The organism is Yersinia massiliensis CCUG 53443, from assembly GCF_000312485.1.
Lineage (GTDB): Bacteria > Pseudomonadota > Gammaproteobacteria > Enterobacterales > Enterobacteriaceae > Yersinia > Yersinia massiliensis.
In genome coordinates, this window is the sequence record NZ_HE997647.1 from 51,816 (window position 1) to 68,695 (window position 16,880).

Sequence of the window (16,880 nt, forward strand, 5' to 3'; positions counted from 1 at the left end):
ATATAATGAAAGGTAACAAAAGTTATACCTACGAATTATCAATTACCACACAAGGGCCACTTTATCCACCTAGTGAGGTCATCGATAAAGACGGGGATTATGTTGTTATTGGTAATTTACTGCAGGAAGGGAAAATGATTTGGGGAGCGGCAATTGTTGATACAAAAACCCCAGTTCCCTCATTTGGCAATATTGAGGATTATCTAATTAAGAAGGATTTATCTAAAGCTTCAACAGATGAATTAAAAGATATAGAGCTTTTTACTTTGCCACTACCGTTGCCTTCTAATAATTATCCAATGGTATTTGCACCGGAGCAGTGTCCGAATGCTAATGAAGTCATACGGAATAGTCATCCTCTTAATCAGGCATATATTTCTGACTATCGAGAGAGTGATGGGCGGAGAAAAATAGAAAAAATAACGTTGGCAGATTGGGCAAAGGCGCAGGGTGCTCTTACTGTGACTGTTTCGGATAACAGTCGTTCAGCTCGGTTTGATTTTAATTTTAGTCATCTTGTACCTAACAGCTTATATACTGTTATGAGCTTAAGAGAAAATGACTTAAATCCTGATGTATTAAGCAGGCCAGGACCTTTGGGCATACCGAATGTATTTATCACTGATGAACATGGATGTGCATCGTATTGGGCAATATTAGATAATCCGTTTCCATCGAGTGTGAATAAAAGTGCTAATCGTATCATCAATGTGGTTGTGCTTTTTATGAGTTCACAGCAAAGCTATGGTGGAGCAATAGGGTTCTATGGTCTAGGTGGCGATATTCATGCCCACCTTAAATTAAAAAATTCAAGTTTTCACGATATTACAACACTAGGGTAAAGCATTATGCCAATTATAAGAATATCAGCATGGCCATTTGCGAATGAGAATTCAGCCAGATTACTTATCGCTGATATTACTCGAGTCGTACATAATCAGCTAGGCTGTCCATTAGATAAGATTACGGTTTATATCGAAGAGATTTTACCTTCTCGATGGGGGGATGCCGGTATTGCTGGTGACAATCCCGATTTCAAAACGAAAAGCCGAAGAATGTATTATGACGATGGGGAATGAAGATGCGACAGACTGCATTTTATGATGTGGATGATACGTTAATCAATATTAAAAGTATGTTTCATTTCTACCAGTTCTGGGCAGAAGAGAATAATCTTGTTAACCAGAAGGAACTGTTTGATTCGCAGTTCTCTGTTGTTGCTAGAAAGCTGGTTAGTCGGGAGGAATTAAATCGTTCATATTATCGATTTTTCAAGGGCGTTCCATTATTAAGTATAGAGCAGAGTGCAGAACGTTGGTTTAAAAAAACGTTTTCAGATACTGAAATATTTATTGGTTACACATTAAGAAGTGTCTTAGCACATCGAGCGTTAGGTAATAATGTGGTTTTTGTCTCTGGTTCAATGGTTCCACTCTTAAAACCTATCGCTCAGTTATTAGGTATTACCGATATACTCTGTACAAAATTAGTGACTGATAGATCAGGAGTGGTTACCGGTGAAATTACAGATACACAAACAATCGGTGAAGGTAAAGCAATCGCAATTAGGCAGTTTTCTTTAGAAAAGAATATTAATTTATCAACGAGTTTTGCCTATGGCGATGATGTTTCTGATATTCCTATGCTTGCTTCTGTTGGTCATCCCGTATGTATTGGTGAGGGAACAGCACTCAGCCATTATGCGTTAGAAAATAGCTGGGAGATTATACGTATTTAACGAGCAAAACTGCTAAATATATAGATTTAAATACAATTCTATTTTTAATAATAATGACGTCATTGACCGTTTATGAGGGAGGGTGCATGGAAGATATTGTTATTGTAGGGGCGAAGAGAACAGCCATTGGTTCATTTCAGGGAGGGTTATCTACAGTACCGGCCACTGAATTAGGTGCCATCGTGATAAAGGATTTATTGCAGACATATCATATTAATCCTGAAAATATTGATCAGGTCATTATGGGGCAAGTGTTAACCGCGGGTTGTGGTCAGAACCCTGCGCGTCAGGCTGCATTAAATGCTGGATTGCCTAATAGTGTTTGTGCATTAACGATTAACAAAGTTTGTGGCTCAGGAATGATAGCCATTCAATTGGCTGCTCAGGCGATTCGTAATGGTGATGCGAATATGATTATTGCCGGCGGACAAGAGAACATGTCTTTATCACCCCATATTCTATTGTCTTCACGTCAAGGCATCCGTGTCGGGAATAGTAATATTGTTGATTCGATGGTAAATGATGGATTAACAGATGCCTATAAGGGCTACCACATGGGGATTACTGCGGAAAATGTAGCTGCTCAATATAATATTTCGCGTGAGGATCAAGATGCATATTCAATGCAGTCCCATCAAAAAGCACTAGCAGCAATTGACGAGGGGAAATTTAAGGCGGAGATCTCCCCAGTTACCGTGATGCATAAAAAAGGCTCACAGATTGTTGATACTGATGAAGGACCAAGAGTGACTGAGGCTACTAAGCTAGCCAAGTTAAGACCCGCATTTGATTCTCAAGGTACCGTCACCGCAGGCAATGCATCTTCCTTAAATGATGGAGCAGCGGCCGTTATTGTCTGTAGTGCGAGCAAGGCGAAAGAGTTAGGGTTGACGCCACTAGTGAAAATATCTGCATTTGCCAATACCGGTATTTGCCCCTCAATAATGGGTGTTGCTCCCATTTCAGCAATTACTGAATGTCTGGAAAAGATTGATAGTGATATTTCTCAAATTGACCTTTTTGAATGTAATGAAGCTTTTGCAGCACAATCGTTAGCCATTAAAAGGGCCCTCGTTATCCCGAAAGAGAAGATTAATATTCATGGCGGAGCGATCGCTTTAGGGCATCCAATTGGTGCATCAGGTTGCCGGATTTTGGTTTCACTCATTCATCAATTAGGTGCTCGGAATCTTAAAAATGGAGTCGCGGCATTGTGCGTTGGTGGTGGTGAAGGTTTAGCGATGGCAGTGGCACGAGTATAACGCCATATTTAATGCCTTTCCGTCTTGGATTTATATTATCTATTAATAGTAAAGTGAATTTCTGAAGAGAATTTTGATTATTTATTATCCAATGATGTCAATCTATTTTTGGCATCATTGATGATATTTCTTTCAGAAGTAACAACGAAAGGAATGAAATTACTATGAATAAAAATAGGTGCTACTATGTATTCAAATAAAACACTAGGGAAACCTGCTTCAGGTGGTGAGCTATCAAGTTTAATTATCTCAGTTATTGGTATTGTTTTATCTGTTGGCGCTGTTTATATTACACAGTTGATTTTCCAAGAGATATCAGAAAGTTTTGTTGTTGGCTTATTGGACGCTCGCTACTCATTTAGCGTATCATGCTTTGTTTATGCCATTTCATTTTTTATATTCGGACCTTTGTCTGACCGAGTCTCTGCTAAGTCTTTGAGTTTATTTGGATGCGCTGGTGTTATTATTTGCTTGGTTCTCTGCCTTTATATTATCCAATATAATACTTTTCTTCTGGTCATGGCCTTGCTCGGTTTTTTTGCTGCGGCGGTCCCTGCTGCATTATTTTCGTATACGGCTAAAAATACAGAGGAGTATAAGCTTCCTCGTGCAATGGGGCTAATGATATCAGCCTCAATTGTTGGTATCATATTTAGTCGTAGTATCATTGGTATCTTATCGGACTATTTTTCTTGGCGTACTGCATTCTTCATATATGCTGTGTTTGTGATGATTTCTGCACTACTTATTATCGTTGGTCTCAAAGAAAAAATGGCCATGAAGCAGAATCAAATGAAATTAGCAGATGTCTATATTAATGCGGTTAAAATCCTTGCCGACAAAAGAATCATTTTGTTTTTATCTTTGGGGTTCCTACTTTTCTTCAGCTACTTAGGATTATCTTCATTTCTAACCTATTACCTTAAAGGGGGAGCTTTTAACCTATCGTCAACAGCGTTAGGCTGGCTGAATTTTGTCGGGGTAAGCGCAGTTGGCGGTGCTTTTATTAGTGCGAAACTAGCAATGACAATCGATAAGAGAAAGATTTTAATGACATTCTTATGCGGTGTCGTTGCTTCTATATTAGTTATTTCCTTCTCTAATAATATTTATATTGTAGCATTTGGTATTTTTTCATTATTTATCTTTGTTTTTGGTATACAGCCTATTGTGATGTCCATACTGACTCAACTGGTGGATGTTTCATCTAAAGGAACGATCTCATCATTATATCTCTTATCCTGTTTAGCGGGAGGGAGCTTTGGTACCTTTATCCTTGGCCTTGTCTGGAATTCGATGAATTGGAATGGCGTGGTGCTCACTTGTATTTTTGTATCTGTGATTAACATTGTATTAGCTATTCGCTATATGGGGGAATCTAAAGTTACCCATGTTATTAACCCTGTTGAGAGTTCAAAATAAATTATGTTGAATAAATTAGCGATAGTGACTGGTGCGACAGGTTCAATTGGTAAGGAAATAGCCAAATGCTTAGTAGAGAGCAATTATAAGGTTATTTTAGTCGGGCGTAGCGACAGCAAATTGACGCAAGTTAAAAATGAAATAGCTAACTTGACGGGGCAGCATGATTTAGTGATTACACATAAGATAGACATTTCGGAACCGCTATCAGTGGATCAAGGGGTTGCTTATATTGATGAGTATTACGGTCCAATTGATGTATTGATAAATGCCGCTGGAAATGGTGAACCTACCGACTTTTTCTCTACTACAGAGGATGACTGGCAGGTCACTATGCAAGCAAAATTATTGGGCACAATACGAATGACGCAAGCAGTAACTCGAACAATGTCAAAGTATAAGAGTGGAAAGGTCATTATTATTAATGGTACGTTCTGCTATGACCCTGACCCTCTTTTTATTATTAACAGCACTGTTAATGCAGCATTAGCAGGGTTTACTAAGGCATGCTCAAAGTATTTGGCTACGAAGAATATTAATTTAAATGTGATCAATCCTTGGATTACTGAAACAGAGTCTTGGAGTGAGACGTGTGAGAAATTAGCAGAATTCAAAGGAATTGATAAAGAGGTATTAGATAAAAATTTACGTTCAATAAACCCCTCTAATAGATACGCCTGTACTGAAGACATTAACAATGCAATATTGTTTTTATTAAGTGAAAAGTCATCATTTATTAATGGTGCTTCCCTGAATATTGATGGTGGAGCGACCGTTGGTTTTTAAAACAGTTGATAGCATTAATGTCTTTCAACTAGCAGGGGTACTATTTTTATCTATTAAGTAAAATTATCGGATGTTGTGGTGGGGGGCTTATCGCCCTTACTACAACTTGACGTTATAGTTCAAAGGAATAATTTATGAAGAGCTTAAATATAGTATTACTGTTACTCACTACGATTTTTTTTAACGAGAAAATAATGGCAGACTCATCAATCGTCTACAGGGGCTTTAATGCACCGACAGGAATTGCTGTCGACCAACAAGGCGCTGTTTATGTGACTAACTGGTCGGGAGATTCCATTGAAAAAATAATGGCTAATGGTGAAAAAGAAGTTTTAGCAAGAGATATAGCATCTCCAGCTGGAATTGCAGTTAATCGCAATGGCGATGTATATGTATCTTCTTACTCTGATAATTATATTCTTAAAATTAGCCCTGAGGGTGTCCAGAGTAAAATATCAACGGGTTATCACACGCCTACAGGTATTGCATTCTCCAATAATGGAAATTTGTTAATTGCTAATCGCTCATCAGGCGAGATATCGTCTCTTGACCTTGAAAGCGGTAGTGCAATAACGGTCGTCAAAGGATTAAGTCTTCCTGTTGGTGTTGCTGAACTCAATGACGGGAGCTTAGTTGTCACCCAATATAGCGGCAGGTTAACACATATTAGCCCATCAGGAGAAAAAACAGAGCTAGGCCATAATTTTTCCCGCCCTGGTGTAGGAATTGTTGTTGAGTCAGATGACGTGATTGTTGCTGTAGATAATGGGGCCAATGCGGTTAAGCGTGTCAATGTCAAATCAGGTAAAACTGAATTATTGGCTGATAATTTTAGTGGTGCGGTTGCATTAGCTAAACAAGGAAATAACTACCTCGTCGGAACTTGGAACGATGGAAGTATTCATTTAATAAAATAATTTATAATCACTTAAAGTGTCAGTAAATAATATTTAGCAGGAATTCATTGCTTAATGATAAAGGAATAAAATGAATAACAATAAGCTACCACAACGAATTTTAGGTTCAAGTTTACAGGTATCCTCAATTGGGTATGGCGCTATGGGGTTGAGTGAGTTCTATGGCCCTAGCGATGAAGTTGATTCTCTGAATATTTTGCATTCCGCTATCAATCAAGGGGTAACATTCTTTGATACGGCAGATATGTATGGCCGTGGGCATAATGAATCATTGATTGGCCGATGCTTGTCTACCTTAACCGCTAGCGACCGTGCAAATTTAACCATCGCAACTAAGTGCGGCATCGATCGTGGTGATAGCACGGGTTATGAGCGGAAAATTAATAACTCCCCTGATTATATAAAGCAAAGTTGCGAATCATCCTTAAAACGACTAGGGGTGGAGAAGATCGATCTCTATTATATGCATAGACTTGATGATTCAATACCTATTGAAGAAACTATGAATACTCTAGCTCACTTAGTGAGAGAAGGGAAAATCTTACATATTGGATTATGTGAAGTTTCTGTGGATATTCTTCAGCGCGCTCTATCGGTGTTCCCAATTGATGCGGTGCAAACAGAGTATTCCCTCTGGACACGGGATATTGAAGATGAAATATTACCATTCCTGATCAAGGAGAATATTGGGTTAGTACCCTATTCACCGCTTGGCCGAGGTTTTTTGACCGGAAAATATACTTCAGCAAATGACTTTGCAACAGATGATTTTCGTCGTTTCAATCCGCGTTTTTCTGAAGAGAACATGACTAAAAATCTTGCTATTCTAGAAACAATTACACCTTTGAGCCATAAATATAACTGTACTCTTGGCCAGATTGCGTTGGCATGGTTATTAGCGCAAAGTAGTAATATTGTTCCTATTCCAGGCACGAAAAAAGAGAAATACTTAACGGAGAATATAGCCTCATGTCATATTAGCTTGGATGATTGTGATGTTATGCTCTTAAATAACATTAAGCACAAACTTAGTGTTTATGGCGAGCGATACACCCAAGAAGGAATGAAAGGTATTACTTACTAATGATATAGGACTTTCCTCGTTATTATTATTTGAGAAGAGTGGTTGCATACAATACTCTTCTCATTTTTTTGATTAACGCAAAGTACTTTAACTATCGATGATTTCATATTTTTCTACATGACTAATAAAGGCACGCAAGCGTGCAGGGACATAATCTCTATCTCTAAACATGATATACGTTGGTCTAATCCCACCATGCCATTCGGGTAGTATGTGTACCAGTTCCCCGCGCTCAATAAGTGATTTAACAAATTGAAAAGGAGCCAAACAAATTCCAAGATTATTTTTTGCTGCTCGGATAATCAACTCGGTATCATCTACCACCATATAGGGAGCCGCTGAAATGACATACTCGCTATTTGAAGATCTATTGGTAATCTGCCATTCAGTGTCAGATCTCGGCATAATCAACTTATGCTGGTTTACCAAATCACTTGGTACTAATGGAACGGAATTTTTAGAAAGGTATTCTATGGAAGCACAAAAAACATAATGTGAGCTCATGATTTTCTTGGCGATCCAATTACTGTCTTTCAACTTACCGACTCTAATAGCAGCATCAATGTTGAGAGATTCGAGATCTATCACTCGGTTGGTCACCATTAAGTCAATGCTGATCTCTGGGTACTTTTTCATAAAATTAAAAATACAATCACCAACCCATTGATGGGTAAGATTTATTGGGGCGGTAATGACAAGTTTCCCCGTTAAGCTATGGTGATAGTCATCAAGTAATGTGGTAGCGGATAAACATTCAGATAAGGGGCCGACACAACTGTCGTAATACATGCGTCCTAACGGTGTGAGTGTGATTGTTCGGGTTGAACGATTAAGAAGACGGCCGCCAATGCATTGCTCCAATTTTGTTAGTCGACGACTGAGAGTTGGTAAGGGGATATCAGCGGTTTCAGAGACTTTTGTCAAACTCCCAGCGCCAACAACGCTGACAAATAAATTAAGATCGTCCAGAGAAATTTTATCTTTCATTTATGAAATTCACCTATTCAATTTCAACTCTTATGCTCAATAGATGAATATTATAGTATTTAACCAGGGATATAAACATGACTAAATATTTTTTGAACAAATAAAGGAACGTCTTATGAATGTATTTATCACTGGTTGTGAGAGTGGAATTGGTCAGAGCTTAACAAAGCGTATTCTAAAGGATGGACATTCGGTTTTTGCTTGTCATTTCAAAAACATTCCAGAAAAGGAAACGATGCTATTAAAGAGAAAATACCAAGATAAAATCCATTTCACTCAATTAGATGTTACACAGCGGGATGAAGTTGACCAAGCAGTATTGAATGCTTTAGATGTGATGAATTCGATTGATGTACTTATCAATGTTGCAGGTATTTCATATTTCAGCAGCCCGTTAACAACCACGGATATCGAGTGGAAAAATACATTTGATGTTAATGTGAATGGTTATTTTTATCTTACCCGCTCGTTGCTACCGGTGCTCATCAATAGCCCTTCAGCACAAATAATAAATATGTCCTCTATTTGGGGAACGAAAGGAAATAAAGACATGTATGCATATTCTGTTTCTAAGTATGCCGTTCAAGGTATGACTGATGGGTTGAGAGAATATTGCAAACCGTTAGGGATTAAAGTGACAAGTCTTATTCTTGATAAGGTTGATACGTCATTTAGAGAACTGATGGAAGAGCATATCAATATATCAAACGAGCAAAAGAAAAGAATGCTTGCTGCCTCTGATGTTGCTGACACAGTCAGTTATTTATTGAAAACATCTAGAAATGCACTTGCTTCTTCTATTGTCCTAGATGCAGCACTTTGGAGATAGTCACATGAATAAAAGTCTTGTTTTGCTTTGCGTCGTTCTCTCCACATTTTTCTGGGGATCGAATTTCAATGTTGCAGCGTTAATCGTCAATCATGTTTCTCCTATGATGGCGGCAACTGAGAGGTTTGTCATTGCGAGCATCGCGATATTAGCGATACTTTTCTTACGAGAAAGAAATAACTGGGTTGTTCTGAAAAGGAATTATCTGGCATTTATTCTGCTCGGCCTTTGTGGTATCACCGGTTTTAATTTGGCATTCTTTATTGGATTGCAAACAACCACCCCCATAAATGGTGCCCTTATTATGGCAACCTCGCCAATTACAACGGCACTACTTTTCACTCTCAGTGAACGGCAGAAAATATCACGTATCCAGTGTGTTGGCATGTTGGTCAGTTTATTAGGGGTTTTACTGGTTATCAGCAAAGGCTCTATCGGTAATTTATTGAATATGCAATTTAATCAAGGTGATATGATTATTTTGCTCGGTAATATTGCATGGGCGGCCTATACGGTTGGCTGCCGAAAATACAGTATTGGCGCTACCCCATTGCAGATAACCAGTTTTACCATGCTGTTTGGAACGTTAGGTATCGTGCTATTTGCTTATTACACAGAAGGGACATTCAGCGGCTTATCGAATATTTCTGCCTTTAACCATGCCGCACTTATCTACATGGGAATTGCAGGGTCGGTATTAGCTTATTTATTCTGGAATGTGGGGATTAAGAATTTAGGTGCAGCGAATACGGCTGTTTTCTTCAACCTTGTCCCCGTCTTTACCATGATATTAGCCATGTTGAATAATATTTTACCCACGGGTTTACAGATTTCAGGGGCTGTTTTAGTTATCGCTGGGGTTATCTTTGCAACACAGTCTTATAAGCTGTTTTATCGTTCTAAACCGCTCATCACTCCACCTGCAACATCAACACCACCGAGTACGGGGCCGGTTCGATAAGAGAGAAGGTTAATCAAGGGTTCGAGGTTACCGTGATTTGTGTTTGAAAAAGCCGTTCCCCAGATTATCAACCCATTTTGACTGCATGCCCTACACTCTATTTCGTAGCACTAGCGGTGTTAGGGCTCATTTTGGGATGATTGAAGTACGCCTTGAGTCGTGGCCTGCGGTTTTTATTAACCCGTTTCATTGCTTCAGTCGCAAAGTTTGTCTGTCGTGACTAGGTTTTATTTTCATATGCGGAGTGATACTGATTATGGTCATTGTTCACCATTTAAATAATTCGCGTTCACAGCGTATTTTGTGGATGTTGGAGGAGTTACAAGTCCCCTATGAACTAAAGCGCTATCAGCGCGATCCTGGTAGTTTGTTGGCTCCGCCTGAATTGAAAAAAGTGCACCCGCTGGGTAAATCACCGGTGATCACTGATGGCGATCTGACCCTAGCGGAATCGGGGGCAATCCTCGAATATTTGCAGGAAGCCTATGATGCTCAGGGGTTGTTTAAGCCAACGGGGCATTATGATCGCCAGCAATTCCGTTACTGGATGCACTATGCCGAAGGTTCTTTGATGCCCCTGTTGGTGATGAAACTTATCTTTAGTCGATTAGGTGGGCCACCCGTACCCTGGATTATTCGCCCTGTCGCCAAAGCGCTGGGGGATGGGGTACAGAAAAATTACCTGAATAAGCAAATTGCCACACACCGCGATTATCTGGAGCAGCATCTCACTCAACATAAGTGGTTTGCTGGCAGCGATTTCAGTGCCGCAGATATCCAAATGAGTTTCCCTATCGAAGCCATCAACAGCCGTGGCGGCCTTGAGGGTTTCCCCAAACTGCAAAATTTCTTAGCGCAAATTCATGAGCGCCCTGCTTATAAACAGGCGATTGCGAAGGGCGGTGCCTACACTTTGGAACGCTGATCCCCTGTGATTTGGCACCAACGGTCGCGGAGAGTTAACGGGTGTGAGGCTGCTCACACTTCCGTTCGACCTCAAATTCATGTCTCTGGACAAATTAATGTTAAAAAAGGCATTAAATGTCGCGATCTGATGTTGATTAGTCGCCGCAAATAGCTGGATAATCGTTTGCCTTAAATGACATCTGCCTTAAATCTCGATTTTATTTCAGTCATGCGTACTTCCAGCTAATCGTTTGCTATTTTCCCCGCCATCTTGGCGTTGGGTGAGTTGACGAGTTAATCGGCAGGGACGGAAACGATTACGTATGGAATGGACGCTTGGCTTGCTGACTATTTTAAAATGACACACACAGGGGACATCACCATGTCTAGCACCAATCCTCAAGCGAACTCGGCAGCAAAGCCAAAAAGTTCACTTGATGCATTTTTCAAGATGAGTGAACGTGGCAGTAATGTACGCCAGGAAGTGCTGGCCGGTCTGACGACCTTTTTGGCCATGGTCTACTCGGTTATCGTGGTGCCGAGCATGTTGGGCAAAGCAGGTTTCCCGCCAACCGCCGTGTTTGTGGCGACCTGTTTGGTCGCAGGCTTAGGTTCTCTGTTGATGGGGTTGTGGGCCAATTTACCTATGGCCATTGGTTGCGCCATCTCATTGACCGCGTTTACTGCATTTAGCTTGGTATTGGGCCAACAAATTAGTATTCCTGTGGCATTGGGCGCGGTATTCCTGATGGGGGTACTGTTCACCATTATCTCCGTCACCGGTATCCGTTCGTGGATATTACGTAACTTGCCCATGGGCGTGGCGCACGGTACCGGTATCGGTATCGGCTTGTTCTTGCTGCTGATTGCAGCCAATGGTGTCGGTCTGGTCATCAAAAACCCTATCGAAGGTTTGCCAGTGGCGCTGGGTGCATTTACCTCTTTCCCTGTGATCATGACGTTATTGGGTCTGGCGGTGATTTTTGGTTTGGAAAAACTGCGAGTCCCAGGTGGCATTTTGCTGGTGATTATCGGTATTTCGATTATCGCCCTGATCTTTGACCCAAGTGTGACGTATCAAGGGCTGTTTGCGATGCCAAGCTTGGCGGATGCTAACGGCAACTCTTTGATTTTCAGCCTCGACATTATGGGTGCCTTGAAACCTGTGGTACTGCCAAGTGTTTTGGCCTTGGTGATGACGGCGGTGTTTGATGCAACGGGTACGATTCGTGCGGTTGCGGGTCAGGCTAACTTGCTGGACAAAGACGGCCAGATTATCAGTGGCGGTAAAGCGCTGACCTCTGACTCCGTCAGCAGCATCTTTGCTGGCTTAGTGGGCGCAGCGCCAGCGGCGGTTTATATCGAATCTGCAGCGGGTACGGCGGCAGGCGGTAAAACGGGTCTGACAGCGACTGTGGTCGGTGTGCTGTTCCTGTTGATGCTGTTCCTCTCACCGCTGTCCTATTTAGTGCCAGCCTATGCCACTGCTCCGGCGTTGATGTATGTGGGCTTGCTGATGCTGAGTAATGTGTCCAAGCTGGATTTCGACGATTTTGTAGATGCGATGTCCGGCCTGTTGTGCGCCGTGTTTATCGTACTGACCTGCAATATCGTGACCGGTATTATGCTGGGCTTCAGTTCACTGGTGATTGGTCGCATCTGTTCCGGCGAATGGCGTAAACTGAACTTGGGTACCGTCATTATTGCTGTGGCACTGGTGGTATTCTATGCCGGTGGCTGGGCGATTTAAGCCGGCATAAATGGTTATTGGTTTGCTTATCGGGGGTCGTCTGCCCCCGATACTATTTCCCATCCCGCTTTAACCCCACATTCTTTGTTTTTTCCTGCGATCTGTTACAGGTTTTTCCCCGCTGAATAAAAAAGTGATCTACTATCAAAAGCGGCGCTTTGGCCCTGTCTACGGGTAAGTACAAGCAAGTTTTATGTTGAGCAGTATTGAGTTGAGTCTAAGGAAAGCATGGAAATCTTTTTTACAATCCTCATTCTGATTTTGGTGGTATCGCTCTCCGGCGTTGTCACCCGAATGTTACCGTTCCAAGTCCCACTCCCTCTGATGCAGATTGTCTGTGGTGCCTTATTGGCTTGGCCTCACTTTGGTTTGCATGTCGATTTTGACCCCGAGTTATTCTTGGTGCTGTTTATTCCGCCTTTGCTTTTTGCCGATGGCTGGAAAACACCGACGCGCGAATTTATTCATCATGGGCGAGAAATATTAGCGCTGGCACTCGCGTTGGTATTGGTCACCGTGGTGGGGATCGGTTACCTGATCCACTGGATGGTACCGGGGATCCCGCTGGTGGCCGCCTTTGCACTGGCGGCGGTATTGTCGCCAACCGATGCGGTGGCGTTGTCCGGCATTGTGGGTAAAGGGCGTATACCGAAATCGATTATGGGCGTACTGGAAGGGGAGGCATTGATGAATGACGCCTCCGGTCTGGTGGCGCTGAAGTTTGCCATTGCGGTTGCCATGGGCACCATGGTGTTTACTGTGTCCGGCGCAACATTAGAATTCCTGAAAGTCGCTATTGGTGGCTTGTTGGCCGGTGTCGCAGTCACCTGGCTATACAGTAAATCGCTGCGTTTGATGAGTCGCTGGAGTGGCGATGATCCCGCAACGCAAATTGTCTTGCTGCTGTTATTGCCGTTCGCTTCTTACTTGATTGCCGAACATATCGGCGTCTCTGGTATCTTGGCGGCCGTCGCGGCGGGGATGACCATCAGCCAGTCCGGCGTGATTCGTAACGCCCCACTGACAATGCGGTTACGTGCTGATAGCGTCTGGTCGATGCTGGAGTTTGTGTTTAACGGCATGGTGTTCATTCTGTTGGGCCTGCAATTGCCGGGGATTCTGGAAACCTCGATTGTGCAGGCAGAGCTGGACCCGACTATCCAAACGTGGAATCTGTTTGCCGACGTTGCCATCATTTATGGGGCATTGCTGGTGCTGCGTTTCGGCTGGTTGTGGTCGATGAAAAGAATCAGTAAGCGTTTTCTGGGCAAACGGCCACTCGAATTTAGCAAATACACCACGCGTGAGCTGTGGGTCGCATCATTTGCTGGGGTGCGTGGGGCGATTACGCTAGCAGGTGTGCTGTCGATTCCGTTATTCCTGAGCGATGGTTCAGCTTTCCCCTCCCGCTATCAACTAGTGTTTATCGCCACCGGCGTCATTTTGTTATCGGTCATTGTTGGGGTGATTGCCTTGCCACCGTTACTGCGTGGTGTGGTTATGGCCGATAAGAGTGTCAGCCGTGAAGAGGTCCGCTTAGCGCGAGCGGCGGCAGCGGAAGTGGCGATTGTTAGCTTAAATAAAATGGAAGAGCGGTTGGCGGCCAGCAGTGAGGAAAACATCGATCCAGAATTGCTCAAAGAGGTCAGTTCACGGGTGATCGGTAATCTGCGGCGGCGCACGGGCAGTAAGGATGAAATTGAAAACACCTTATTTGTCGAAAATCTGGAGCGGCGTTTCCGCTTAACAGCATTACGGGCAGAACGTGGTGAGTTGTATCACCTGCGCGCAACGCAGAAAATCAGTAACGAAACCCTGCAAAAGCTGCTGCACGATTTGGACTTGTTGGAAGCGTTATTGATCGAGAAAGAAGGTTAATCCGTTCGAAAAAGCAGGCTAATCCTCTTTCAATCCGGCGGCTATTCAGTCGCCGGATTCACTTCCCCCCCACCTCCACCAATGAGCCATTGGGCCAAAATTCACGGCATCGACTGATCCACGCTTGTGCGCTGTGAGAGAGATAGCTGCCTTGTCGCCAAATCAATCCCAACTGCCATGGCATCAGTGGTGTTAAGGGCAGCCATAGCAATGCGTTCTTATCCAGCCGTTGGCAAATCGGTTCCGGCAAAATAGCGATCCCGATATTGGCTTGTACCATAGCGGCCAAAAAGTCCCACTGACCGCTGCGAACGGCGATTTTGGGTGTAAACCCAGCGACCGTGAAAGCATCCATTAACTGGCGGTAGAGCGCGAAATCCTCGTTATAAATCAGAATCGATTGATCGGCTAATTCGGGAATACTGATGGAGGTACGGTTGAGCCAAAATGCCGTGCGTGGCACCACCACACAAAGTGGATGGCTGAACAGGGGCAATGTGGTCAGCGGTAAATCTACACCGGCGGGTAAGGCCGTTAGGGCTAAATCCAATTCGCCGGACAACACCGCTTGTTGCACCGTTAAGCCACCAAATTCTGAAATTTGCAGTTCCACGCCGGGATAACGCTGACGAAATTGACTGATGAGGACGGCCATTTGTGTGCCAACCATGGGCGGAATGCCTAAACGCAACTTGCCCTTTTTTAACGAGCCAATATCTTCTAGCTCGGCTTCCAACTGCTGAAATTGGTCGAGGATCGCTAATCCCCGTTGATAAACTGCCTCCCCACTGTCGGTCAGATGTAAACGACGGCCCTCGCGAATCAACAAGCTGCACTCAAGTTCTTCTTCCAGATTACGCAGCATTTTGCTGATAGTGGGCTGGGTGACAAAAAGCTTTTCTGCCGCCCGCGTGAAACTCTGTTGGCGCACCACTTCCACGAAATAACGTAGTGTTCTGATATCCATCAGGTTTTCCTGTTAGTCAGCGAGCCGTCTTTTGAACAGCGAAGTATGCCATTTAGGCATGATTACGATGATTTTAATTCATTTTTTGCAAGGTTGCCTGCGGCCTATACTGAGCACTGACAAAAATTCCCCACTGAGGTTTCTCATGTTATTGGCGTTACGCAGTTTTGCGCCGTCGGTCATCACGCGTTTACAAGTGCCCGTTCAGGTCGCGCTGTACGCAGGGCTATTTATTATTTCTGATCAGCTCGTTAGGGTGTTTCATCTGCCTTTACCCGCTAATATCGTGGGCATGATATTGCTGTTGGCAATGATTATGCTGCGCATCATGCCGGTGCGATGGGTTCAGGCGGGATCGCGCTGGCTGTTAGCCGAAATGCTGCTGTTTTTTGTTCCGGCGGTGGTGGCGGTGGTGAATTATGCCCAGTTAATTCGGGTCGATGGCTGGAAGATTTTTGCGGTGATCGCCGTGAGCACCTCATTAACACTCGCCGCCACGGGGTTAGTGGTTGATCGCGTCTACCGTTTTGAGGTGTGGCTGCAACGTCGCAAATCCAATCGCCATGAATGACCTCATGATCAGCATCGCCTGCTTTCTGGCGACCTTGGCACTCTATTTTGCCAATAAAAAGCTCTATCGCCGCCACCGCTCATTATTACTGATGCCGTTGGTGCTGACGCCAATGGTTTTGGTGTTATTGCTGGTGGTCACCCATATCTCTTATCAGGATTATATTGGCGAGACACATTGGTTACTGTGGTTATTGGGGCCAGCCACTATCGCGTTTGCGGTACCCGTTTACGAGAATTTGTCGATCATTCGCCGCCACTGGTTATCACTCAGTGCAGGAGTGATAACTGCGGTCACAGTAGCAGTGGTCAGTTCGGTGTGGCTGGCGAAGTTCTTAACGCTATCCGAAGAGGTACAACGCAGCCTCGCCGTGCGCTCGATCACCACACCTTTTGCATTAGAAGCCGCTAAACAACTGGGCGGGCAACCTGACTTAGTGGCGCTATTTGTGGTGATTACGGGGGTGTTTGGTATGGCGGTGGGGGACTTACTCTTCTTGCGCTTGTCAGTACGCAGTGGGCTGGCAAAAGGCGCGGGTTTGGGGGCTTCCTCTCACGGTGCAGGGACTGCGAAAGCCTATGAAATGGGATCGCAGGAGGGCGTAGTGTCCAGCTTAGTGATGATGCTGGCTGGTATTATTACGGTGATCGGCGCGCCACTGATGGGTCACTTGTTGTGGTAATGGTCAGATATTGTGGTAAAGGTCAGGTATTGCGGTAATGGCTAGCGACTGCTCAACAATAGAGTCAGTGCGCGGGAATAAAAAAGGGTGAGGTTAACCTCACCCGAAAATCCTCAATGTAAACTCCCAACGTAATGAAT

The 16,880-nt window shown here is 43.5% G+C and carries 17 protein-coding genes; 15 read left to right on the top strand and 2 right to left on the bottom strand.

Annotation, left to right across the window (positions count from 1 at the left end; translation table 11 throughout):
• The first annotated feature begins 5 nt into the window (after window positions 1-5).
• The 8 genes from BN68_RS16805 (at window position 6) to BN68_RS16840 (ending at window position 7,209) form a co-directional block, all read left to right on the top strand.
• Complete coding sequence (locus BN68_RS16805; RefSeq protein ID WP_019212334.1) at window positions 6-842, top strand: hypothetical protein; 837 nt, start codon at window positions 6-8, stop codon at window positions 840-842.
• A 6-nt stretch (window positions 843-848) separates the two neighbouring features.
• Complete coding sequence (locus BN68_RS16810) at window positions 849-1,079, top strand: tautomerase family protein (RefSeq protein ID WP_019212335.1); 231 nt, start codon at window positions 849-851, stop codon at window positions 1,077-1,079.
• 2 nt (window positions 1,080-1,081) lie between these two features.
• Window positions 1,082-1,738: an HAD family hydrolase gene (locus BN68_RS16815; RefSeq protein ID WP_019212336.1), complete on the top strand. Its 657-nt coding sequence runs from the start codon at window positions 1,082-1,084 to the stop codon at window positions 1,736-1,738.
• Between the two features lie 86 nt (window positions 1,739-1,824).
• Entirely contained in the window at window positions 1,825-3,000 is a 1,176-nt protein-coding gene (locus BN68_RS16820; protein WP_019212337.1) for an acetyl-CoA C-acetyltransferase, read from the top strand.
• A 186-nt stretch (window positions 3,001-3,186) separates the two neighbouring features.
• On the top strand, window positions 3,187-4,422 hold the full coding sequence (locus tag BN68_RS16825) for an MFS transporter (RefSeq protein WP_019212338.1): 1,236 nt from the start codon (window positions 3,187-3,189) through the stop codon (window positions 4,420-4,422).
• Window positions 4,423-4,425: 3 nt separating this feature from the next.
• Complete coding sequence (locus tag BN68_RS16830) at window positions 4,426-5,208, top strand: SDR family NAD(P)-dependent oxidoreductase (protein WP_019212339.1); 783 nt, start codon at window positions 4,426-4,428, stop codon at window positions 5,206-5,208.
• Window positions 5,209-5,342: 134 nt separating this feature from the next.
• A complete protein-coding gene (locus BN68_RS16835) occupies window positions 5,343-6,125 on the top strand; it encodes a Vgb family protein (protein ID WP_019212340.1) in 783 nt (260 codons plus the stop codon).
• Window positions 6,126-6,195: 70 nt separating this feature from the next.
• Window positions 6,196-7,209 carry an aldo/keto reductase gene (locus BN68_RS16840; protein ID WP_019212341.1) on the top strand — a complete coding sequence of 338 codons (1,014 nt, stop codon included), beginning with the start codon at window positions 6,196-6,198 and terminating at the stop codon, window positions 7,207-7,209.
• An 87-nt stretch (window positions 7,210-7,296) separates the two neighbouring features.
• On the opposite strand, the gene BN68_RS16845 is transcribed toward BN68_RS16840, so the two are convergent.
• A complete protein-coding gene (locus BN68_RS16845; RefSeq protein ID WP_019212342.1) occupies window positions 7,297-8,196 on the bottom strand; it encodes a LysR family transcriptional regulator in 900 nt (299 codons plus the stop codon).
• A 115-nt stretch (window positions 8,197-8,311) separates the two neighbouring features.
• Here BN68_RS16845 and BN68_RS16850 point away from each other — a divergent pair, with 115 nt between their 5' ends.
• From BN68_RS16850 to BN68_RS16870, 5 genes are all read left to right on the top strand, one after another.
• Window positions 8,312-9,025 carry an SDR family oxidoreductase gene (locus tag BN68_RS16850; RefSeq protein WP_019212343.1) on the top strand — a complete coding sequence of 238 codons (714 nt, stop codon included), beginning with the start codon at window positions 8,312-8,314 and terminating at the stop codon, window positions 9,023-9,025.
• Window positions 9,026-9,029: 4 nt separating this feature from the next.
• The gene (locus tag BN68_RS16855) at window positions 9,030-9,986 is read left to right on the top strand and encodes a DMT family transporter (protein WP_019212344.1); all 957 of its coding nucleotides are present in this window, start codon (window positions 9,030-9,032) and stop codon (window positions 9,984-9,986) included.
• Between the two features lie 256 nt (window positions 9,987-10,242).
• The gene (locus BN68_RS16860; protein ID WP_019212345.1) at window positions 10,243-10,911 is read left to right on the top strand and encodes a glutathione S-transferase family protein; all 669 of its coding nucleotides are present in this window, start codon (window positions 10,243-10,245) and stop codon (window positions 10,909-10,911) included.
• Between the two features lie 363 nt (window positions 10,912-11,274).
• Window positions 11,275-12,642: an NCS2 family permease gene (locus BN68_RS16865; RefSeq protein WP_019212346.1), complete on the top strand. Its 1,368-nt coding sequence runs from the start codon at window positions 11,275-11,277 to the stop codon at window positions 12,640-12,642.
• Window positions 12,643-12,870: 228 nt separating this feature from the next.
• Window positions 12,871-14,520, top strand: coding sequence for a Na+/H+ antiporter (locus BN68_RS16870; protein WP_019212347.1), 1,650 nt, complete (start codon window positions 12,871-12,873; stop codon window positions 14,518-14,520).
• A 58-nt stretch (window positions 14,521-14,578) separates the two neighbouring features.
• Here the strand turns inward: BN68_RS16870 and BN68_RS16875 are convergent, their stop codons facing one another.
• Window positions 14,579-15,487: a LysR family transcriptional regulator gene (locus BN68_RS16875; RefSeq protein WP_019212348.1), complete on the bottom strand. Its 909-nt coding sequence runs from the start codon at window positions 15,485-15,487 to the stop codon at window positions 14,579-14,581.
• A 145-nt stretch (window positions 15,488-15,632) separates the two neighbouring features.
• On the opposite strand from BN68_RS16875, the gene BN68_RS16880 reads away from it, so the two are divergent.
• Together BN68_RS16880 and BN68_RS16885 are read left to right on the top strand one after the other, a co-directional pair.
• Complete coding sequence (locus BN68_RS16880) at window positions 15,633-16,058, top strand: CidA/LrgA family protein (protein WP_019212349.1); 426 nt, start codon at window positions 15,633-15,635, stop codon at window positions 16,056-16,058.
• Entirely contained in the window at window positions 16,051-16,740 is a 690-nt protein-coding gene (locus tag BN68_RS16885) for an LrgB family protein (RefSeq protein WP_019212350.1), read from the top strand. The genes BN68_RS16880 and BN68_RS16885 overlap by 8 nt, the downstream gene beginning before the upstream one ends.
• Window positions 16,741-16,880 lie beyond the last annotated feature (140 nt).

Bases quoted from the DNA above. Each gene is read 5' to 3' on its own strand.
- BN68_RS16815 (WP_019212336.1), top strand. From the start codon at position 1,082: ATGCGACAGACTGCATTTTATGATGTGGATGATACGTTAATCAATATT.
- BN68_RS16870 (WP_019212347.1), top strand. From the start codon at position 12,871: ATGGAAATCTTTTTTACAATCCTCATTCTGATTTTGGTGGTATCGCTC.
- BN68_RS16810 (WP_019212335.1), top strand. From the start codon at position 849: ATGCCAATTATAAGAATATCAGCATGGCCATTTGCGAATGAGAATTCA.
- BN68_RS16880 (WP_019212349.1), top strand. From the start codon at position 15,633: ATGTTATTGGCGTTACGCAGTTTTGCGCCGTCGGTCATCACGCGTTTA.
- BN68_RS16875 (WP_019212348.1), bottom strand. From the start codon at position 15,487: ATGGATATCAGAACACTACGTTATTTCGTGGAAGTGGTGCGCCAACAG.
- BN68_RS16850 (WP_019212343.1), top strand. From the start codon at position 8,312: ATGAATGTATTTATCACTGGTTGTGAGAGTGGAATTGGTCAGAGCTTA.
- BN68_RS16820 (WP_019212337.1), top strand. From the start codon at position 1,825: ATGGAAGATATTGTTATTGTAGGGGCGAAGAGAACAGCCATTGGTTCA.
- BN68_RS16865 (WP_019212346.1), top strand. From the start codon at position 11,275: ATGTCTAGCACCAATCCTCAAGCGAACTCGGCAGCAAAGCCAAAAAGT.
- BN68_RS16885 (WP_019212350.1), top strand. From the start codon at position 16,051: ATGAATGACCTCATGATCAGCATCGCCTGCTTTCTGGCGACCTTGGCA.
- BN68_RS16860 (WP_019212345.1), top strand. From the start codon at position 10,243: ATGGTCATTGTTCACCATTTAAATAATTCGCGTTCACAGCGTATTTTG.
- BN68_RS16855 (WP_019212344.1), top strand. From the start codon at position 9,030: ATGAATAAAAGTCTTGTTTTGCTTTGCGTCGTTCTCTCCACATTTTTC.
- BN68_RS16840 (WP_019212341.1), top strand. From the start codon at position 6,196: ATGAATAACAATAAGCTACCACAACGAATTTTAGGTTCAAGTTTACAG.
- BN68_RS16830 (WP_019212339.1), top strand. From the start codon at position 4,426: ATGTTGAATAAATTAGCGATAGTGACTGGTGCGACAGGTTCAATTGGT.
- BN68_RS16845 (WP_019212342.1), bottom strand. From the start codon at position 8,196: ATGAAAGATAAAATTTCTCTGGACGATCTTAATTTATTTGTCAGCGTT.
- BN68_RS16825 (WP_019212338.1), top strand. From the start codon at position 3,187: ATGTATTCAAATAAAACACTAGGGAAACCTGCTTCAGGTGGTGAGCTA.
- BN68_RS16835 (WP_019212340.1), top strand. From the start codon at position 5,343: ATGAAGAGCTTAAATATAGTATTACTGTTACTCACTACGATTTTTTTT.
- BN68_RS16805 (WP_019212334.1), top strand. From the start codon at position 6: ATGAAAGGTAACAAAAGTTATACCTACGAATTATCAATTACCACACAA.